General features: G+C 58.5%; 16 protein-coding genes, 1 tRNA gene and 1 pseudogene. 11 read left to right on the top strand and 7 right to left on the bottom strand.

The window, feature by feature from the left end; all coding sequences use genetic code 11:
• Window positions 1-902 (top strand): EscU/YscU/HrcU family type III secretion system export apparatus switch protein (locus tag EN879_RS03510; RefSeq protein ID WP_127273949.1); only part of this gene is annotated, 902 nt, incomplete at its 5' end.
• A 355-nt stretch (window positions 903-1,257) separates the two neighbouring features.
• Window positions 1,258-2,061: a hypothetical protein gene (locus tag EN879_RS03505; RefSeq protein ID WP_024505378.1), complete on the top strand. Its 804-nt coding sequence runs from the start codon at window positions 1,258-1,260 to the stop codon at window positions 2,059-2,061.
• 525 nt (window positions 2,062-2,586) lie between these two features.
• On the opposite strand, the gene EN879_RS03500 is transcribed toward EN879_RS03505, so the two are convergent.
• Entirely contained in the window at window positions 2,587-4,701 is a 2,115-nt protein-coding gene (locus EN879_RS03500) for a hypothetical protein (protein WP_224570035.1), read from the bottom strand.
• A 1,348-nt stretch (window positions 4,702-6,049) separates the two neighbouring features.
• Here EN879_RS03500 and EN879_RS03495 point away from each other — a divergent pair.
• The 6 genes from EN879_RS03495 to EN879_RS03470 all read left to right on the top strand — a co-directional run bounded on the left by EN879_RS03495 (window position 6,050) and on the right by EN879_RS03470 (window position 11,958).
• On the top strand, window positions 6,050-6,379 hold the full coding sequence (locus EN879_RS03495; protein ID WP_081714433.1) for a hypothetical protein: 330 nt from the start codon (window positions 6,050-6,052) through the stop codon (window positions 6,377-6,379).
• Between the two features lie 71 nt (window positions 6,380-6,450).
• Window positions 6,451-6,693, top strand: coding sequence for a nodulation protein NopA (locus EN879_RS39715; RefSeq protein WP_224570034.1), 243 nt, complete (start codon window positions 6,451-6,453; stop codon window positions 6,691-6,693).
• A gap of 117 nt (window positions 6,694-6,810) precedes the next feature.
• Entirely contained in the window at window positions 6,811-7,701 is an 891-nt protein-coding gene (locus EN879_RS03485; RefSeq protein ID WP_024505382.1) for a hypothetical protein, read from the top strand.
• Between the two features lie 232 nt (window positions 7,702-7,933).
• Window positions 7,934-9,997 (top strand): type III secretion system export apparatus subunit SctV, encoded by a 2,064-nt coding sequence (gene sctV, locus EN879_RS03480; RefSeq protein ID WP_063169272.1) that lies wholly within the window; start codon window positions 7,934-7,936, stop codon window positions 9,995-9,997.
• Window positions 9,998-10,050: 53 nt separating this feature from the next.
• The gene (locus tag EN879_RS03475; RefSeq protein WP_082826568.1) at window positions 10,051-10,593 is read left to right on the top strand and encodes a tetratricopeptide repeat protein; all 543 of its coding nucleotides are present in this window, start codon (window positions 10,051-10,053) and stop codon (window positions 10,591-10,593) included.
• Window positions 10,594-11,487: 894 nt separating this feature from the next.
• Window positions 11,488-11,958 (top strand): MucR family transcriptional regulator, encoded by a 471-nt coding sequence (locus tag EN879_RS03470; RefSeq protein ID WP_024505385.1) that lies wholly within the window; start codon window positions 11,488-11,490, stop codon window positions 11,956-11,958.
• A 228-nt stretch (window positions 11,959-12,186) separates the two neighbouring features.
• On the opposite strand, the gene EN879_RS03465 is transcribed toward EN879_RS03470, so the two are convergent.
• From EN879_RS03465 to EN879_RS39330, 3 genes are all read right to left on the bottom strand, one after another.
• The gene (locus EN879_RS03465) at window positions 12,187-12,399 is read right to left on the bottom strand and encodes a cold-shock protein (protein WP_008874821.1); all 213 of its coding nucleotides are present in this window, start codon (window positions 12,397-12,399) and stop codon (window positions 12,187-12,189) included.
• A gap of 1,543 nt (window positions 12,400-13,942) precedes the next feature.
• On the bottom strand, window positions 13,943-15,064 hold the full coding sequence (locus EN879_RS03460) for a DUF418 domain-containing protein (protein WP_063169274.1): 1,122 nt from the start codon (window positions 15,062-15,064) through the stop codon (window positions 13,943-13,945).
• 166 nt (window positions 15,065-15,230) lie between these two features.
• Window positions 15,231-15,872, bottom strand: coding sequence for a hypothetical protein (locus tag EN879_RS39330; protein WP_206520919.1), 642 nt, complete (start codon window positions 15,870-15,872; stop codon window positions 15,231-15,233).
• On the opposite strand from EN879_RS39330, the gene EN879_RS03455 reads away from it, so the two are divergent.
• Together EN879_RS03455 and EN879_RS03450 are read left to right on the top strand one after the other, a co-directional pair.
• A complete protein-coding gene (locus tag EN879_RS03455) occupies window positions 15,816-16,271 on the top strand; it encodes a response regulator transcription factor (RefSeq protein WP_245493789.1) in 456 nt (151 codons plus the stop codon). The two genes, EN879_RS39330 and EN879_RS03455, sit on opposite strands and share 57 nt — an antisense overlap.
• A 244-nt stretch (window positions 16,272-16,515) precedes the next feature.
• Window positions 16,516-17,677 (top strand): annotated as a pseudogene (locus tag EN879_RS03450) (IS481 family transposase).
• Window positions 17,678-17,714: 37 nt separating this feature from the next.
• On the opposite strand, the gene EN879_RS03445 reads toward EN879_RS03450, so the two are convergent.
• Window positions 17,715-17,790, bottom strand: a tRNA-Ile gene (locus EN879_RS03445).
• A 134-nt stretch (window positions 17,791-17,924) separates the two neighbouring features.
• Between EN879_RS03445 and EN879_RS03440 the strand changes: the two genes are divergently transcribed.
• A complete protein-coding gene (locus tag EN879_RS03440; RefSeq protein ID WP_013530175.1) occupies window positions 17,925-18,638 on the top strand; it encodes an SIMPL domain-containing protein in 714 nt (237 codons plus the stop codon).
• A 213-nt stretch (window positions 18,639-18,851) separates the two neighbouring features.
• Here the strand turns inward: EN879_RS03440 and EN879_RS03435 are convergent, their stop codons facing one another.
• A complete protein-coding gene (locus EN879_RS03435) occupies window positions 18,852-19,208 on the bottom strand; it encodes a hypothetical protein (RefSeq protein ID WP_013530174.1) in 357 nt (118 codons plus the stop codon).
• Window positions 19,209-19,462: 254 nt separating this feature from the next.
• A partial coding sequence (locus EN879_RS03430; RefSeq protein WP_127273948.1) for a YcgN family cysteine cluster protein occupies window positions 19,463-19,854 on the bottom strand: 392 nt, incomplete at its 5' end.

The following is a 19,854-nucleotide window of genomic DNA, read 5'->3' as shown; positions in this document are numbered from 1 at the left end:
GGCTAAGAGGCAGCGTGATCGAGGACAAATGCCGGGAAGCGCTCCTATTAGCCACCAAGTTGCAGAGCCTACCTTTCGATACCGCGGTGCCGCAGGCATTGGTTGTGCTCGTCCAACTCACAGTCGCGGCTGTTGGCCCGCTGCTTGGAACCCTTGTCGCCGCGGTGATTTTGGCCAGCCTGCTAGCCAATGGTGGATTTGTCTTCTCTCTGGAGCCGATGAAGCTCAGCTTTAAGAAAATTGACCCCTTTGAAGGGCTGAAGCGCTTGGGGTCTGCTCGTTCCATGGTCGAAGTCTGCAAGACCATGTTCAAGGTATTGGTTCTCAGCGCAACCTTTTCCATTGTCCTTCTCGGGATGTGGAAGACAATGGTCCCTCTGCCGATCTGCGGCATGGGCTGTGTTGGCCTCATCTTTATGGAGACAAAATTGCTGATGGGAATTGGCGCCGGCGCACTGCTGGTCGGCGGACTGATCGATCTTCTGCTCCAGCGCGCGTTGTATCTGCGCGAAATGCGCATGACCAATACCGAAGTGACGCGCGAGTCGAAGGATCAGCAAGGAGCGCCAGAGTTGAAAGGTGAACAGCGTCGCATCCGCGAGGAGGCGGCCGACGAGCCTGCGCTTGGCGTGCATCGCGCCACGCTGGTCTTAACAGGAAGGGCGGTCCTGATCGGTCTGCGTTACGTTCGCGGTGAAACCGGGGTGCCGTTCTTAGTTTGCCGTGCCGAAGGTGAGCGCGTTTCACATGTGTTGAGCGAGGCGCGGGCACTACGCCTGACGATCGTCCATGACCATGTCTTAGCGCGTCAGCTGATAGGCACTACAAAACTCGGCCACGCGGTTCCTATGCAATATTTCCAGCCTGTCGCGAAAGCATTCTTTGCCGCAGGCTTGGCCTAGTCATGGAAGTCCACGACTGCCCAGTTCAAAACTGACCTGGCTCCATGCTAGTGGCAAATGTCGGCTGGCCATCCGTGCCCCAGTGTCTCTGTCAGGCCAACCGCGCAACCGCGGGCCTGGGGCAATCACTCCCCTCGGATCTGCCACCCAGCAACTACGGCAAGTCCTCCGGGCATGACCTTGCAGCCTCTGCTGGCCGGTGCGTGGCGCAGTCCGAGGTTTTGAGGCCGGCAGTGCGGATTTGATTGGTGCAGCCGTTGGAATGCCCTCGTCAGCTAGTCGTCAACTAAGCGCCCTATGTTGAACAGCCGTGCTAACTTGAGCTCGGTTGCGAAACATAGGAGTACGAATCGTCATGTATGGTCGAATTGGTGGCTCATCCGATAGTTACCGCGCGCATAATGCCGGCGAGCAATCGGATGCAGGAAGCGAAGGGTTCGCGGACACATTTGCCCGAATGCACTTATCCGGATCGGAAGGTAGCGGCGCCTCATCATCGGCGGCTCCCCAAGCATACTCCCTCAATTCCCGACCTCCTGTGGTGGAGATCAACAGGACTTCCTTCAGGAGACAGGTGAGGCAATTTCATGGTGATGAAATCACGCACATCGCCGACAATCCTCAAGAGTATTCGGAGTTCGTATCGTCACGAGCCAGGCGCACCGCGGACGTTGCTCAGCAATATGGCATCCGTCGAGATACGGAGCACGCGCGATATTTCAGTTACCAATTGGGAGACCGGAGTGCCGGACTGCTGAGAATGGAAGGCGGATTCAGCATGAACGAGTTCGAATCGGAAAGTTGGCGGGAACAATTTCCTGGTCGAACTGAGGTCACTTCCATAGTGGATCTTCAAGTCGCCCATCCGCTCGTCGAAAATGCGGGCGATATTCTGCTGGAGCATCAACTTCGGATAGACGGCGACCGACCGTTGCTGAATTGGCGTGCGGCTAATCCGGAAGCACAAGCGCGCGCGCAGACGATGGGGTTTGTTGAAGTGGATCATGGCGACCTGGTGCTTGACCCTACGCAGCATCCCGACAAATGGACGAAGAACAGTGCCGGTGAGTGGCAGCGTGCAGGCAAACCTCCACTCTATCTCCACAAAACCGAGGATAGCGACAGCAGCGATAGCGGGTCCGACGACGATTTCATGTGATTTGTCGACCCGCCGCCGAGCCTTGCAACTGGTGACGGTTGCAAGGCTGTTGGCAGTGAATGCTAATTGTCCGGCGACAGCCCCGCCTTAGCGCCAGCGCCGCCGAGCAATCCAGCCCATCTCCCAGACAATAAACTGCGGATGCGCATCGTGGGTGCTTGCGAGCGGATTGTATTCGGGCCGGAACTCCGCCTCTTGGAACCGAGCTCTCCCGAATCCAATTTTCTCCACCACACCGTTGGGTCGTTGCGATGCGCCGATCCCGATCGGATCGGCTATGCCTGCTCCGCGCTCGCAGGAAGACCTTCCGCCTCGATCTTGGCGGCGCGATCTCGGCGATAAGTTGGATGGGAGGCAAGATACGCCGCCACGTCAACAGCCGGTAACGCGACATCGCAAATCGGCCCTGACGGTAGCCGATCGACTCCAATCGCCGGACCGCAACTCGCGCAGCGGCATTCGCGGTTTGGCCAGGAGAAATGCTCGCTGACTCACAGCGTGGCCGGCCGCATTCTGAGTGCCCTGTCATGCAGCCTGCGCCGACGGGAGCTCGGCACGCGAATGGCGTGGTTGGCGGCCAAGCCCTGAGGTCAACAAGGACTTACAGAAAGCGGGGGTGAGTTTGCCGCGATGAATTATGACCTTCTCGCGACCGGACCTAGCATCGGCTTCCTCTCGCTCTCGATTGTAGCCGCGCTGTTCGTTGGATTTAACGTGGCAAGCGGTGAATTCGGAATCAGCCAGCCCTTCCAAGTTTCTGGCCATGACGGGGCGACTCGTGTGGATGTGCACCCACATCGGGCTCGGCATCGCACCATTGACCAGCATCTTGGGCTGCAGCTTCATCTCAAACAGCTTTCCTGGCTCGCCACGCAGCGCGACCGGTGCCTCCGGCGGCATCAATTCGTCGGCATTGCACAAATGTTCCAGGTATTTTTGCGCCGGAAATGCGTAGGTCTTCATGCAATCAGTCGTAATGCCGGCTTTTCCTTCATTCAATGCGTTGGCCTGTCCCAGCACCATGTTCAGCAACCCTTTGAGCTGGTCTGTGCGTTCGTGCACTTTGGGTAGCTGGGTGGAGGTGAGTAGCAGGCGTACATTACGCCCCTGCAACCCGGCGAGACAGGTTTGCATCTCAATGGCCTGGGCTCGCAGGTACTGGGCCACATCGTCCACGACCTTACCGGCCTCCTCAGGCTTCATCTGGCGCACTTGGGAGACGACGCTTTGCTGACCGGCCAGATCGAACTGCAAAAGTTCGTCCAATCGTTTGAGCCGCTCCGTCAATACCTCCATTGACAACGCGGCGCCCCCGATTGTCGAGCCTGCCCCCGACGAACTCGCAGCCACCTCTTGCGCTCTCACCTGTGTACTCGCAACTTGATCCGAGCGCGCGAGAACCTTGGCTGCTGGCACTGTGCCGGCGTTCGCAGCGACTGGTGTTGATGGCTGCCCGGCGGCAGAAGTCCCGGCGCGAGCTGCCGACTTATGCTTTGACTTCCCTTTCCTTCGCGCTGTAGTGCCTTCTGACACTGCAGCCGTACCAGCAGTGTCAGCCGGTATCGCAGCGCCTGCCCTGGCCGGCATCGCAGCGCCCGCCTGGGCCTGTGGCGCCATGATGGCTGACGGCGGAGACTGCAGGTTCAACAAGTGCATGGCATCGTGCGCAGTGATCCATGCATCGTCCACGATCCGTTCGAACAGTTTCAATGGGAGGCCGGCATCTGGGTAGGTATGGCTTAGCTTGGTATGCACCTCGTGCAACGCCAATCCAAAATCCGAAAGCCGCTCCATGATTTTTTCTACAACCGCGCAATCATGAGCGTTGAGTGTTTTGCCATCATCCATTATGCCCTTCGCCAAAGAGAGGGCGCGAAGAGCTTCTTGAGCGGCGCTTGCCATCAGCTGCACCACTCCATTTCGACCGACGAGGAGTTCCTTCAAATCTGGCTCGAACCTGCTCGCCCGCAGTTCAATCTTGGCCCGCGCAAGACCGATCCGCTCACGGACCAGCCAGATCCTGACACTCAGTACCGAGCCGGCACGCAGCCGCAGTGCGCACCGCTCGGCTTCCCGCATCACGGGCGTTCCACTGGATAGGCTAGCGGTGGCAGCGCAGGCGGATCGCTGCCGTTCGGAGCGCCATGCCTTTTTTTCCCACCACTTAATTGCCGCCGTATGGTGGTTCTCCACATTTAAAATCAACAGCTCCTGCCGGTCCGCCTGGGAGTAGGAGTAGAGTTTATCGACCATACCTGCCGCTTTCTTGGTCTTTTTGTCCAATTTCGTGATCGTCGACAGGCCAAGTTTGTCTACTTCATTCGCGGCGTCGCACACGATCTGGCAACATCTACGCACCTTGTCGTCTGGCATAATTGTCTGCGCCTCAGCCGCAGGCAGGCTAGCGCGGTACTCCAGAATTGCTGAGGCTGCATCGACGACCCCACTGATCAGCTCCACCGCCTCCTCGGGGACGTCGGTTTTCCTGGCCGCAGCCTCGCAATCAGTCAGTTGTTGAACAAGACTGTTCATTCTGAGCTGTGTCGGACTGATATCTTTATTTGACGATGAGCTGGTGCCTTCCACCTGCGCGGTTGATAGTTGGCTACCGACCGGCGCCATGGCTTCGCCCTCAGACATGGAGGGAGAACCGCGCCGCCTTGCGGCTGCGCCACGTGGCGCTACGGTTCCGCGTGGTGGCGCAGCGGCTCCACGTGGCGGTGTGTTCAGGATTTGATCTTCGCCAATCGAGGCGCCTGGCAGACTTTCGCGGGCATCGCCTGGACCGCGCGCAACTGGAAGGGAGGAGGGCCTCCTATCGGCGTCCCCAGAGCGCATCTGCTCCACAACGGAATCGAATGACTGTCCACCTTCTCCCGCAGCAAGACTTGATTGCGAAAGGGAACTGCTCGCCCGCCCCGCGCGGCTGGCTCCAGTTTCAGCCTGCGATTTCCGTGGTCGGCCAATGCCCTTCATATTGCGTCTCCGTAGTAGGCGAGAATGTGCTGCTATTGTGCTGGCGGCTGACGAGACCAGCGGCATCTTTCGGTTAACGTCACGGTCAGCCAGACCCGCGACGGCGTAATGTTCCCGCCAAAGTGCTTCTCAGTAGCAGGCCAAGATTGGCCCGAGCTCACAGGACTTTCGCAACGTTGCCATCGATGTCCTGAGATTATCAGCGCTTCAGTCCGCCGATTTCCAGGAACAGCGAATGAAATCAGACCAACTCGGCTAGCTCCCCTTCCTAGACACGTGCCTGACGATTTTATTGATGCGTCACTCCTCTCGTTCGCCACCGACAAAGTCACACATTTGCTTCAGAGAAGCGTGTGCGTTGCGTATCACGCGGACCATTTCGATCTATAGTTACAAAAAGTGTCGAGACGGGACCTTTGGATCCGAAGGTCAGGCACGGCCGGCCTAGATAGACCGCTTGGCTGACGATTAGCTGACGATGGGAGTTCTCACGAACAGGGCAAGAAAATCCGACCGCTTCAAGCTTTCGATATGGTGAGAAGAGGATCCGCACCGGCCTCCCAAAGCCGGCAGACCATCCCATGTTCGTACGGTCGCCGACCTTCTCGAAGCCAATGAGCTCACCGCGCCGGGCCGTGATGTGCAGGCGAGAGAATGGTGATGCAAAGACCGAGTTCCTGCTCGTTGCGTGCGCCCGTGGAGCCAGCAAGAATACGGTCATTGCGGTCATGCAGCACGTGGACCGTGTCTCCTGTTCGACACCACAGCATCGAGGATGCAAACGAGCTGCTGCGGCTGCCATTCGGTCGCGGCATGCGTGGACGGCGGGATTGGCCGAACAGCCGAGATCGTGGTCGACTGTTCGATGCGAGAGCAACATCCTGCAGAGCATACGTTTTTGCGCTGGCCGGTTTTTGTCAAAAGCCGTCAGGTTCTCGAAAGCTCCCGCCCTTAGCTTGATCGAGGCTAACCTTTAACACGTCGCCGCCAATGGCAAATGCCGGAGTACCTGATGATAGCAGCAATTGGGAGTGGAGTTGGCAACCTCGGGACTTCCTTGATCCGAAAGGGCCATGGGGATTCGAAATCCGAGCATTCTGGTGATGGCAAGCCGGCTGATGGCAATGATGGCAAGCCAGCTGGTGGGAATGATGGCAAGGCAGCTGGCGGGAACGATCGGGCGGATAACCGGACCGTTTCAAATGATCAACTTCAAGACAACTCACAGTCTGCAGCACAAAGTGAAGCCTTCCAAAGTATCCTGCGATCGTTCGCGTTCCAATTCGCGAACGATGCGATGGCTGAGGCCGATGAAGCTTTGGATGACACAGAAGATGCCTGACGCGGGAAATCCGGCGTGAGGTCATACAGGCCGTTATTGACGGCACAACTCCAACAGAAAAAGGAATGATCATGGCTGCAGTTGATAATAATAAAAAATCAGGCAATACCAATACCAGTAGCGCCGGCAATACCGATAAAACTAACAGTGGCACTCCCGGCAATACAAGCGGAGCTGATGCTACTGCTTTTCAGGCGCAAGTGCAGGAACTAACCAATGTTAGCTTGGAGGCGACGAAAAGGAGTGTCCAGTTGCGCACTCTAACGACCAATCTCCAGACCATCAAGAAGGCCGCCGACGAACGCGTTTCGTAATGTCGGAAGCGGGTTTTAGACTGCCCCCTAGCGCGTCTCCTTATTGACGCGACGTAGTCCCGAAATGAGCCGCATGGCAATTGCCATGCGGCTTCTATCCTGTTTGAGAGATGCTCTGTGGATGACGCCGTTTCCCTCCGTTTCGAAGTGCGTTCGGGGCACTATTGCGGTCTGACCGGCAAGACGGATCTTCAAAAGTGTTTAATCGGCAGCGGCTTCGATGCCGATTTGGTCTTTGTCGAGCAGGGACTGGCACCGCATCACCTTCGTGTAACTCTTCTTGGCAAGTCGATCGAACTGGAGGCGCTTGCACCCGGACTCAGTATCGAGGGCAACCGGAATATCGCCGCAGGCCAGTCCGTTGTTGTGCCCCTTCCTGTCGTCCTGCTCGTAGGCGAGATGTCCATTGCTTTGTCCGTGCAGGATGCAGAGCCGCCTGGTTCGACCGGCATACCGCGCCTACCGATCGGTGTGCTCGCCATGGTCATAATCAGCTCACTCGGGATCGGCGCGCTTTCAGGCACGATCTCCTATCTTGGCAATGCAAGTGGATCGAGCCCCAATTCACTTCGGGCTGAAGTCGCGTCCAGAACGATCAGTCACCGCGCTGACAATGAACTTACGGAGGCAGCGGCCCAAGAGCTGCAGGAGGAAGTCGATCGAGCGGGTCTTCTCGACGTCAAGATTGGGTCGGCAAAGGGTGTTGTGACCGCCGAAGGCACCGTCACGTCTGAATCGGTCATCAGTTGGCAGAAGCTTCAGCAATCGTTCGATCGTCGCACCAAGGGTACTCTAACACTGGTGAACGGAGTGCTCATCAAAGAGGAGAAGGCGCCATCCGCAATCGCGGTCGAAGCTGTGTGGCATGGGGTCCAACCATATATTGTCATCGACAGCGAGAAGTATTTTGTCGGCGCCATTTTGGCTGATGGATGGGTGGTCGAACGTATTGAGGACAGCCGTGTGCTGCTGAGCAGGAATGGCCGCATTGCTGCTCTCCAATATTGAAAGCTCGCAGGCCCCATCAAGCAGCACTCTATGGCCAGCCAAACATCCTGTCGCGCTCGGTGCTGACAAGCTGGCTGCGTTGGAAACATTTGCTGCCCAGCCATTTCGCGCCTGCTTGTGGCTCTCATGCAGGGTCACGCGCTGGCCAAGGCTGAGGCGCCTTCGGAGTTCGAAAGCCACGTTTCATGGCGTAACAGCAGAGTAAGTCTCAACCGATTGCAAAGGTGTCTCGATGGCCAACGTCCTGCGTGACTTCATCAAGCGTGCGCCGGCCAGCCCGGATTTAATGGTTGCGTTGATGCTGCTTCTGGCTGTCGCGATGATGGTCATGCCTATCCCGGTCGTGGTGGTCGACGCCCTGATAGGATTCAATATGGGGTTGGCCATACTGCTGATGATGGTTGCCCTGTATGTCAGTACTCCACTTGATTTTTCCTCTTTGCCCGGCGTTATTTTGATTTCCACTGTATTCCGTCTCGCGCTCACGGTCGCAACGACGCGACTGATCCTGGCCGAGGGGGAGGCCGGCAGCATTATTCATACTTTTGGCGATTTCGTCATTTCAGGCAATATCGTGGTGGGTTTCGTCATATTTCTGGTCGTCACCATGGTGCAATTCATGGTCCTCGCGAAGGGTGCCGAACGGGTGGCAGAAGTGGCGGCGCGTTTCACGCTGGATGCTCTGCCGGGCAAGCAAATGGCGGTCGACGCAGAGCTACGCAACGGCCACATCGATGCCAACGAATCCCGCCGGCGGCGCGCCGAATTGGAGAAGGAAAGCCAACTCTATGGCGCGATGGACGGCGCGATGAAATTTGTGAAGGGCGATTCCATCGCCGGGCTGGTGGTTATCTGCATCAACATGCTGGGTGGAATTTCGATCGGCCTGCTCTCCAAGGGCATGTCCTTCGGCGAGGTACTGCATCACTACACTCTGCTGACGATAGGCGATGCATTGATATCGCAGATTCCGGCCCTTCTGCTCTCCATTACTGCGGCGACCATCGTCACCCGTGTGACTGGGACGGCGAGGATCAACCTCGGTACAGAAATGGTCAGTCAGCTCACGGCCAGCACTCGAGCCTTGCGACTGGCGGCCGGCGTCCTGGTTGTAATGGGGTTCGTTCCTGGGTTTCCCCTCCCCGTCTTTCTGATGCTGGCCGCAGTGTTCGCTGCGGTAAGCATTGTCAAGGCTGATGTGCTGGGCGCCGGCACTGCCGATGCGAAAGGTGGAACTGCAGCGGAGCCTAAGCAAGCCGCGCCTGCGAAGGAATTCCCGATCGCATTTTTTCTAGCGCCAGATCTTATGCAGGCGGTCGATCAAGCCGAATTGCAAAAACATATTGGGCGCGTTTCGCTCCTGGTCACAGCCGATCTGGGCATTATCGTTCCTCGCATCCCTGTCTTGGTTGACGAGCAGCTGCCTGAATCGCAATTCCGAATTGATGTCGAGGGCGTGCCAGTCGAACAGGACGCCTTAGATCCAAACCAGATGGCGCTCCGAGCCGATGTAGCGCACGTCGACTCGAGCGGTGTCCCCCTTAGACGTGAGCCGAAAACGGACAGACTCCCGGTTGAACATACCCCTGCAAAGGCCCTTACGGGCGCCGGCACGGAGCATAGGGCTCCCGGCGAACTCCTCGCCTTGCGCGTCCATGCAGCGTTGACCCGCTACGCACCGCGATTGGTGGGCATCCAAGAGACCCGACATTTCCTGGGCCGAATGGAGCAGGAATATTCTGAGCTTGTGAAAGAGGTGCTACGCACGACGCCGATTCCTCGGATTGCCGATGTTCTGCGCCGCCTCCTGGAGGAAGGTATCCCAATCCGCCACACCCGTCTCGTGTTGGAGGCATTGGCCGAATGGAGCGAGCGTGAGCAGAACGTTGCCCTGCTGACGGAATATGTCCGTTCTGGTTTGAAGCGACAGATCTGCCACCGCCATGCCAACACGGAGGGCATCGTGTCCGCCCTGGTCGTCGAGCGCGAGAGCGAGGATGTGATGCGTGGCGCGGTTCGAGATTCGGATGCAGGCCCCTATCTCGCACTGGAGGATCGGCAAAGCGAAGCGATGCTATCACAGATACGTCAGGTCCTTTCGAACGCAGAACCGGGTCAAACCCGCCCTATTCTGTTGACGTCGATGGATGTCCGACGTTTCGTCCGCGGCTTTCTGACGCGAAACGGGGTTGATCTCGCCGTGCTGTCTTATCAAGACCTCGCCTCCGACTTTACAATTCGCCCCGCAGGATCCGTCACACTCCCGCACGGATCGAACAGCGGATTGTTAGAGTAGTCCCACCTTTCCTAACTGAACGCCACGCGCCTCCCCGATAACTGAGAGATAACATGAATAGTAATACAGTTTCTCCATCGCCTATGTTTCTGCGCCGGAACTCACTTCTTTTTGCCGTACTCGCCATTCTGCCTTTGGGCGGTTGCGCCAGCTGGCAAAAGCCGGCTCTTTCCGTGCAGGAGACATCTTCCCCCGAGTTGCTCAGCGCCGATCAAATCGATCCGGCTATGCGCGAACGCATTTTGCGCGAAGTTGGTCAGGATGTTCAAGAGCGGGCTTTGCGGGATGAGGTGAAGCAGCACCCGGACAATGTTGATGCGGCGATACGACTTACAAATGCCTTGGTGGGCCAGAAGCGCCCGCACGAAGCGGTTGAGGTGCTCGACAGCGTCTTGGTTGCAGCCCCAGGAAACGTACGTGCATTGAATGCGAAGGGCGTGATTTTGGACATTGAGGGGCGGCATGACGCGGCACAGGCCCTGTATCGGCGAGCTCTCGAAAACGAGCCAGGCAATCAGATGGTGCAGCATAACTTCAATCTGTCGCTTGCCTTTAACGGCAAGTCCGAACAACCAAGGTTAGCACGATCGCAATAGGTGGGCACAGTGCATGCGCAGCCTGTTCCCCGGCTCGAACACGCGCTCGGCTCCCATCATAGATGGCCCCCTGAAGAGAGCCATATCTATGCAAAACAGTTGCTCCAGATCTGGCCGGCAGAGATCGGCAGGAGAGCCGGATGACATCACGCGGCCACCCGCAAGGCCACCCGCCTCGCTTCGTTGCCAGAGCGCCCTCTCCCTCGCCGGTCACCGTCTCGCAATGCGGCGACCTGGCTTAAGGCGGTCGACCGAGCGCCCGATGCAGTAGCCATGAATACGTAACGCAGCGATGGACCCGCCGGATCGTGTCGCGCTTGTGCTGGCCGTCCCTGCCATTACAGCACGGTGATTGTAGCTGGATCATATTCTAGAGGCATCGATGGTGTGGATGCCTTCGATCCAAACAATCGATTTGTTGAATTCGTCCGCCTGAGGAAATTAGCTGCGGCGATCCGACTTCCGACGCCTGCAGGCGCAAAACCAACAGCGTGAGCGCTGCGGGTCCGGAGGCAGGCTGCAAAGTGCAATCACCAGCGCTGATAAGCGGCAAGTGAAGAATGTATCGCTCGGGCAACTCCTGTGTTGTGCACGGTTGCCCCGCGAGGTGAACTGTAGCAGCTTGGCAGCTCAGCGTTCACGAAAGGAGAAAAGATTTGGGGCCAAGCAAAGACCGGCTTTTTTGATTGTCTTGCTGTATCGCTATGGTGGGGCGGGCGCGACCGCTCCCATAATTCAATACGCTGCCTTTAGCGATGGACGATGACGGGATGCGTCGCCGAGACTTCAATGGTGGAGGAGCAGCGCACCCGTCGATCCATTTGCTTTCAGCGGCAACCGCCACTATGAAGCGACACTTCGCCCAACTGTGTTTCAAGCTGCCCGGAGAAGTTTATGACAGAAGAACCCCACAAGACCGACATCCTCATCGAGCTCACTGCCGATGTTGTATCAGCCTACGTCTCCAACAACCCCGTCCCGGCGGGGGAGCTTCCTGCCCTGATCGCCCAAGTGCACGGGGCTCTAAACGGCACGGCTGGACTCATACCGGCAGAAGAGCCTGTGCCTGTAAAAAAACCTGCTGTCCCGATCAAAAAGTCGATCGAACCGGACTACATCATTAGCCTTGAAGACGGCAAGAAATTCAAATCGCTAAAGCGCCATCTGGCGACGCACTATGGTCTGACCCCAGACGAATATCGCGCCAAATGGGGTCTGCCGTCGGATTATCCCATGGTGGCGCCGAATTACGCCGCTGCGCGCTCCGCCTTGGCCAAGACCATGGGACTCGGCCGCAAACCGAAAGAGCCGGAAGCCCCAGCCACGGCGCCGGCGAAACGGACCCGCAAGAAGGTCGCAGCCTAAATCCGTATCAACAGTCGTTCGGACGCGCAGCAGCCGTTGGCCCAATCTGCGCGGAATCAAAGGGCGGGGATGAGCCCCGCCTTTCCCGTCCAAGAGCCTCATTTCCAGAGTAATTCATGATGGCTCCAGCAATCCCTGCCGCGGCATTAACTTGCATGCTCCGGCCCGGGTTTCGAGCCGTCAATGCGTTCCGGCGATGACGAACCTTGCCAAGGCTTTCCCGGACCGTTAGCCAGCCTTGCTGAGGCTGCCTGCAGAGGACTTTCCCGTGCGGCGATCCTGTTCCACCTCGTAGTTGATCTTCTGGCCCTCATTAAGGGTCGACAGGCCCGCTCGTTCAACAGCGGAAATGTGGACAAAGACATCCTGACCGCCGTTGTCAGGCTGAATAAAACCAAAACCCTTCGTGCTGTTGAACCACTTCACCGTTCCAGTCGCCATATCCATTCCTTTGTAATAAGTCGCAACTTAGGCAGGCCATTCACGCCAGCCTGATTTGTACACGAGACTTTAGGCGCATCAAAATCGGAAAATTGCAAGGCCCACTCGATCGCCTGATCTCCAGCAGCAACTGCAACATATGCGAGGCGCGTGCCAGACGAGGCGTATGCCAGACGTTTCGTCGTGCGCTGTCGCTCGAACGTTGACAGAAACAATGACACACCTTGCAAACTCGGCACATCTTGTGGACGTGCTCGGGTCGCTTCTCGACTGCGATACCCGCTCCTGACCGGGTATCGTCGGCCAAAATGAGAGTTTTTGTCATGTGCCGCCAGACCGAAAGATCAGGCGCGCAGCGACCTGCACATTCAAACCGGAACCCGCGAACCTCGATTAGCTTCTGCCTGCTCCGAAGGGCGGTAGCCTGCTCTGAGGCGGGCCACTGTCGGGTTGAAAACCAACTGTCGGGTTCGGAACCCCAGATTGTCGGCAAGGTACGCGCCGCCCACTGGTTGGCCAAAGGGGCACTGGCTCCTGATCCTGCCGCCATGCTCGCCCGATCTCAACCCGATCAAGACAGGTCTGCTCAAAACTCAAGGCGCGGCTGCGGAAGAAGGCGGCCAAAACTTTCGACGCTCTCTGCGGAACTCTCGGCGATATCTGCCAGCTGTAGGAGCCAAATCAAAAACCATTAATTGCGACAGGTGATTTTATGACATTCATTGCGAAGAGGCCAGAATGAACAGCGGAAGAGAGTAGCAGCTCTCTGGTCGCGGCGAGGTGGATCGTCGACACGATCGGCACCTGGCCCGTGCGGGGATCGCACCGCAGCCAGCACCAGAGCCAGACCTTGACCGCTTGCCTTGCTCAGGCGCCACAACAACGAGTGGCTGGAAGCAGATCCACGTGAACTCAGCGATATCGATCAGACGATGCTTACCCTCATGAAAGCCGATCCCGACGCTGTCCAGCGCCGCGAAATCCTGACCAGCATATGGCGCATCGGATGCCACCGCCTGCACACTCACCATCGACATGCCGGAACTCGGAACCAAAGGCCGCAAGCCTCGCCGGCCTCGGCAAAATGGAGCGGCCGCGCCTTCATCCGGGGCGGCCGGGCCAATGTTCGCCAGGCCCTCTACATGCCCGGCCCTTCGCCCTGCGCTTCAACCCCGACCTCAAGGCAAAATACCAGGCGCTAAAGGCGGCAGGCAAACCCGCAAAGGTCATCATCTTGTTGCGAAAGCTCCTCATCCTAGCAAACGCTCTCCTCAAGGCGCAGCGAAAATGGCCCCTAAAACCCTTGACCGAAACGGATACCTTAGCCTTTCAGGTGAGGCGGGCCGAGATAGACCAACCGCGGGTTTAACTTCGCGAGTTTAAGCTGATTATGCCGATGCAACTCTAGCGCCTGCGCGACCGTTTTAGCTTCCATCAACAAGGCGGCAGGCTGGGAGGAAGTACCCTCCCCTGCCGCGAACAAGCTTTGGACAAAGCCCCACCTTGTCCGTAATGTGATCGGGAGGCCGGGGCGCGGCGGTGCTCAGCGGATGTGACGCGCGAGATCTGCGACCCTACCCATCAGCACTTCCATCGGTCCTCGCTGGAAGATGCGCAGCCAAAGCACCGCAAAAGTGCTGATAACCACAACGAAGCCAAAGAGCGTGGACAGGCTCTCGTCTTTGAAAATGTTTATCTTCATAAGATAGGCTATTCCCGCAATGTGCAGCACATAGGCCGTCAAAGACATCGAGCCGACTGCGATTATTGGCCAGACCAGCTTTCGCAGACGCGGGAGCGCATCCACAGCGAGCATGCAAGCCGCCAAGATGATCATTGCGCAACCGGTGCTGCCCACGATCGAAAGCGTCGTTTCGCTATGAGGTGCGGCTATCCATGACGACTTGACTATAAATGACGACTTGGAAGGCTCAAAAGCGCCGTCAACGTCAGACCACCACAAGGAGGTTTCAGTCAAAGCGCGGGAACTCAGCGCGAGCAAGGATCCCCCATGGCCCAACACGGCCAGCGCGACCCCCGCCAGACCAAGGCGCCAATGCGCTGCTAGCGTATTAAGATTAAGGCGCGCGATGGCCATGCCAGCGATGAGGAAAGGAACCCAGGTCACCGCGGGATAGTAGCCGTTGACCATGAGGTTGAAGACCGGGTCGAGGAGGTTGGGGGCAACCGACAGAAGGGAGGAACGGACTTGCGGGAGAACTAATGCCGTAGCGGCAGCGATCAAGCCCAGCTGATATGCGCTGAGCCGATGGAGCGGCAATACCAACAAGAAGCAAATTCCGTAGTATTCTAGGATGACTTCGACCTGGGTACCGAGGCAGCCCAGGATTGAGCCAAGCGCGAGCAAAACAAGGGCACGAATTGCGACTCTGGCGATGGCCTGTCTACCGGCTATCCCCGACTTCGGCGCCTTGCGACCTGTAATCAGGAGGATTGAAAAACCGGCCAATACGGCAAACAGGGCCGACGGCCGCCCATGGGTTAGTTCCATCAGAAACCCGACTAGTCCTCCTTCGCCGGGGTCGGGACCGAGATGGGCGGCATACATCCCGAAGACAGCCAGGCCCCGAGCGAGGTCGATGCCGACCAGCCGATCTACTACCGACCCATTCCTAGCGTCGGCAACCGGTGCCTTCATTACCATGGTAGATTCCCTTGTTGGGTGTGTGGATCGCGGGAGCCGCGATAGGAGAGCCGGTCGGCTGCTGCCGTCGCCTCGTGAAAGGGTTCAAAACATCGCGCCATCTGGCGCATCGAGCCGGCGACAGAGCTGTTCAGCCATTAGCCTGGGGTAAGAACAACAGATCGGCTCACAAAGCCTGTGTCACGGACCTGAAAAGTGGTGTCGCGGAACCGTCGTTTTTTGCATGATGGCTAAGCCGAGAGATCCACTGCACCGACGAGAGACTCAGCGACGTTAGATATCCGATCAGTACGCCGCGGCTCCGCCGGTGACGATCACCCCGGGTGTCAAGGCCAGGGCGTAAACCTGCCATAATCTGTGGTAGTGCGCCCGCGACCAATCCGTTCGACAAAGCTCGGCGCATGGTCGAGCCAATCATATTCTTCCATGTGGCTGTTGCCTGAAAAACCGAAGACGCCGTTCGCTGGTCCAGCTCCAGACCTCGGCCTGCGTCGGTCATTAGAACCGGCGCGCCTGTTTCCCAAATCAATTTGCTGATGCAGCCGCCGGTGGTCACATTGAGCAAAAGTGCCGAGATCAGGAGGGGTTTCATAAGGCCTCTTCGTTTGGCTTTGTTAACGACCCCTTTCTTGCAATTGTAGCTGACAGCAGCCTGAAAGCCCCCAGATATTCGCTGGCGCCGGTTCAGCCTACTGTCAGCTTCGATCAATAAGGCAGGAGCCTTGCCCTCATACCGGAGCTCGGCAGCCTGATGCGAATACTGCTCATTGAAGACGACGACGACCTTAGAAGTGCTGTGCACGATCATTTGGTGGCTGGTGGCCACGCGGTCGACTGGGCCGAGGGCCTGTCCGGAGCGCGCGATTATGCAGCTGTGGTCGGCTACGACCTTATTTTGCTCGACGTTCACCTGCCGGACGGCAATGGCATCGACTATCTGCGGGAGCTGATCAAGGAACTTGAATCGGCACCGGTCATCATTCTGACAGCCTGCGATCGGATTTCGCATCGCATCGAGGGCTTCAACGCTGGAGCCGACGACTATTTGGTCAAGCCGTTCGATCTGGGGGAACTCTCAGCGCGTATCCATGCAGTGGCACGTCGCCATGGGCATTTTCCGGAGCCGCAATTTTCGGTTGGGACGCTTTCCATACAGGCAGCCGAGCGACGCCTCTTCCGCGACGGGCAGGAGGTCTACCTGACTTGACGCGGATGGGCGGTGCTCGACTACCGTCTGCCCCAGCCCTGCACGGTCGTTTCAAAAGGGAAGATCGTGGACGCGCTTTTCGGCAGACGGCGCTGATTCATACTCTAAAAGAAAATTCGGCTTCCAGTTGCCTTGGCCATGACTTTCCTTCCCGAGAGATGGGTGACAGTTCATTCCGGATAGATGGGTTACACTTTCGGCCCTTTGCAAGGAGAGCAAGGTGCCTTGGAAGGAGTGTAACGTCATGGAAGAGCGGCTGAAGTTCGTCGCCCGGCTGCTGGACGCGAGAAGATGGCGGTGCTTTGCCGGGAGTTCGATATCTCGCGCAAGACCGGCTACAAGATCCTCACGCGCTACAACGACAGCGGCCTGGAGGGCTGACGGACCGATCGCGGCGGCCCTATCGCCACGCCAATCAGCTTCCGTTTCAAATCGAGAAGCTGATTGTGCGCCTCAAGCAAGACAAGCCGACATGGGGTGCGCCGAAGATACGCGAGCGGCTGGCCCGGCTGTATCCGGATGTGCACCGGCCCGCGATCTCGACGGTGCATGCCGTGCTCGACCGCCACGGCATGGTCGAGCGCCGCAAGCGCAGGCGCAACAGGGCGACGGGGACACCACTTTCAAACGGCTGTCGCCCTAACGATCTTTGGTGTGCCGACTACAAGGGCGAGTTCATGCTCGCCGATCGGCGCTATTGCTATCCGCTGACCATCACCGACTTCGCCAGCCGTTATCTCATCGCCTGCGAGGCGCTCTCGACCACCAAGGAAGCCTATGCCTTCACCGTGTTCGAAAGCGTTTTCAAAGAGTTCGGCCTGCCCAGCGCGATCAGGACCGACAATGGCGTTCCCTTCGCCAGCCCCAACGCGCTGTTCAATCTCAGCAAACTGTCGGTCTGGTGGCTGCGCCTGGGCATCGACATCGAGCGCATCAAGCCGGGCTGTCCGCAGCAGAATGGCCGCCATGAGCGCATGCACCTCACCCTCAAGAAGGAGACCACCAAACCGGCCGGCGCCAATTTCCTTCAACAGCAGGCCAGGTTCGATGACTTCATCGACGAGTTCAACTCACAACGCCCGCACCAGGCGCTCGACATGGACTGCCCGGCCGAGCGCTACACGCCCTCAACGCGTCCCTACACCGGCTTGCCCGATCTCGACCACCCGTTTCACGACAAGGCCGTCACCGTCACCACCTGCGGCCGCATCTGCTATAACCGCAAGAAGATCAACCTCAGCCTTGTCTTTGCCGGCCAGACCGTCGGAATCAAACAGGTCGAGGACCATATCTGGCTGGCTAGCTTCATGGACTATGATTTGGGATATTTCGACGATGAGACATGCAGGCTCGAACCACTCCAAAACCCCTTCGGGCCAAAAGTGTTACCCATGTCTCCGGTATAAACCGTAACCTATGTGTCCGGAACGGACCTAACGGTAATGGTGGGCCCGGAGGGACTCGAACCCCCAACCAAGCGGTTATGAGCCGCCGGCTCTAACCATTGAGCTACAGGCCCCACGCGGGCTGGATTAATGTTTTTCGCATCGCGGCACAAGGCTTTCCCGACGGGCTTCCCCAGATCGCCCAAATCAACCCATAATCGCGCTCTACGCGACGTCTGCGACTTGATCGCAGACCAAGGAGATTTTCATGACCAGACATCTTTTGCCTCTCGCGCTCGCCGCTGCAATCGCTTTTCCGGCGATGGCTGGAGCCACCGATCTGCCGACGCCGCCCCGCATCATCGTGTCGGGCGAAGGCGAAGCAACCGTGGCCCCCGATCTGGCGGTCCTGACGCTGAGCGTCATGCGCGAGGCCAAGACCGCGCGCGCCGCGCTCGACGCCAACAATGACGCCATGGCCGCCGTGATCGCGGCGATGAAGTCCGCCGGCATCAAGGACCGGGACCTGCAGACCGCCGGCATCCAGATCAACCCGCGCTACAACTACACCAACAAGCCGGACGGCAGCCAGGAAGCCGAACTCGTCGCCTATCAGGTGACCAACACGCTTTCGGTGCGGGTGCGCGATGTCGACAAGACCGGCGAGATCCTCGACAAGGCGGTGTCGCTCGGCGTCAACCAGGGTGGCGGCATCGCCTTCACCAATGACAACCCGGCAGCCACGGTCACCGAGGCGCGCAAGAAGGCGGTCGCCAACGCCATGGCCAAGGCCAAGACGCTGGCCGAGGCCGCAGGCGCCAGCCTCGGCCGGGTGCTCGAGATATCAGATCAGAACATTGCGCCGGCGCCGATGCCGATCAACGCCAAGGCCTTCGATGCCGCGGCGGGTGGCGCGGCTCCCGTGCAGGCCGGCGAGAATTCCTACAATGTCCAGGTGACCGTCACCTTCGAACTGAAGTAAGCGGCTCTGAGGATCCGTGGCTGGGTCTTGCCCAGCCACCGATGCATCACCAGCCAATAGCGCGCATGAAAAACCCCGCGGGATTGCTCCCGCGGGGTTTTTTCGAGCCACACCCTTCAAACGGAAAGGGGCTCCGCTAGTCCCAGCTGATCTTGCTAAAGATCATGCTGCCAGGCTGACCCTCAAAGAGGGGTCGGCCTTAATTGTCGAACCTCAGCGATAGATAACCGGGCAGCCGCGCTCATTGGCGAACACCACCACGACACGGTCGCCGTCCTGGCGGCCCGCCACCTTCACCGTACGACGGTTGACGTCGACGATGCGGACACGGTGGAGACCCATGCGTTCGGCCTTGTCGAGGGCGCGGTCCGGCGAACAGCCACGGCGCCAGTCGCCGCGGCGTTCATCACGGCGATGGCGATAACCGTCGTCACCGGTATAGACGCCGAAACGCGGGTCGTTGTTGTTGCCGAAGCCGAGATAGAGGCTGTCGGCGTGGGCGGGAACGGCCGCCAGTGTGCCGAGACCGACCAGGGCCGAAAGGGCTGCCGTCTTGATCGTGTTGAACATCGTCTTCTCTCCTTTTTGCGGGCCTTCGCCCGTCCTCGTGAACCGATGGGGGGAGAATGCGCTTGCCTGTCTGAACTCTTTACGAACCTGCCGTTCATCTCCGGTTCATATGGCGGGAAGAAGGAAGTTCCGGCCATTCGCCACCGTCCCCAGCCCTTGGTGAAGGCCGGAATGCCTGACTCGGCGCCCTATTCCGAGCCCGCGGATTGGCCGGAAGTCGTGGAACGTAAGGCTGTTGCTCGCCGCCGCTGGTCCTACGGCTCCTCGTCCAGCACATAGTCAAAATAGTCTTCCGGCTCGGCAAGATCGGTTTCACTCGCTTTGACCCGGCCGCGCATCGAGATGCCGGCTTCATGCACGGTCTCGGCGCTGCCAGACACCAGCCGGTGCCACCAGTAGAGGTCGCGGCCCTCGGCAACCAGCCGATAGGCACAGGTACTGGGCAGCCAACTGATGGTTCGCACATTCTGCGGCGTCAGCCCGACGCAATCGGGAACGCGCGCCAGCCGGTTGGCGTAGTCCGAACAGCGGCAGGTCTCGGCGTCGAACAGCCGACAGCCGACGCTGGTCCAGTAGATCTCGCCAGTGTCCTCGTCCTCAAGCTTTGACAGGCAGCATTTACCGCAGCCGTCGCACAGCGATTCCC

Source organism: Mesorhizobium sp. M7A.F.Ca.AU.002.02.1.1, from assembly GCF_003998535.1.
Classification (GTDB): domain Bacteria; phylum Pseudomonadota; class Alphaproteobacteria; order Rhizobiales; family Rhizobiaceae; genus Mesorhizobium; species Mesorhizobium ciceri.
This window is presented reverse-complemented; position numbering and strand designations above follow the sequence as displayed.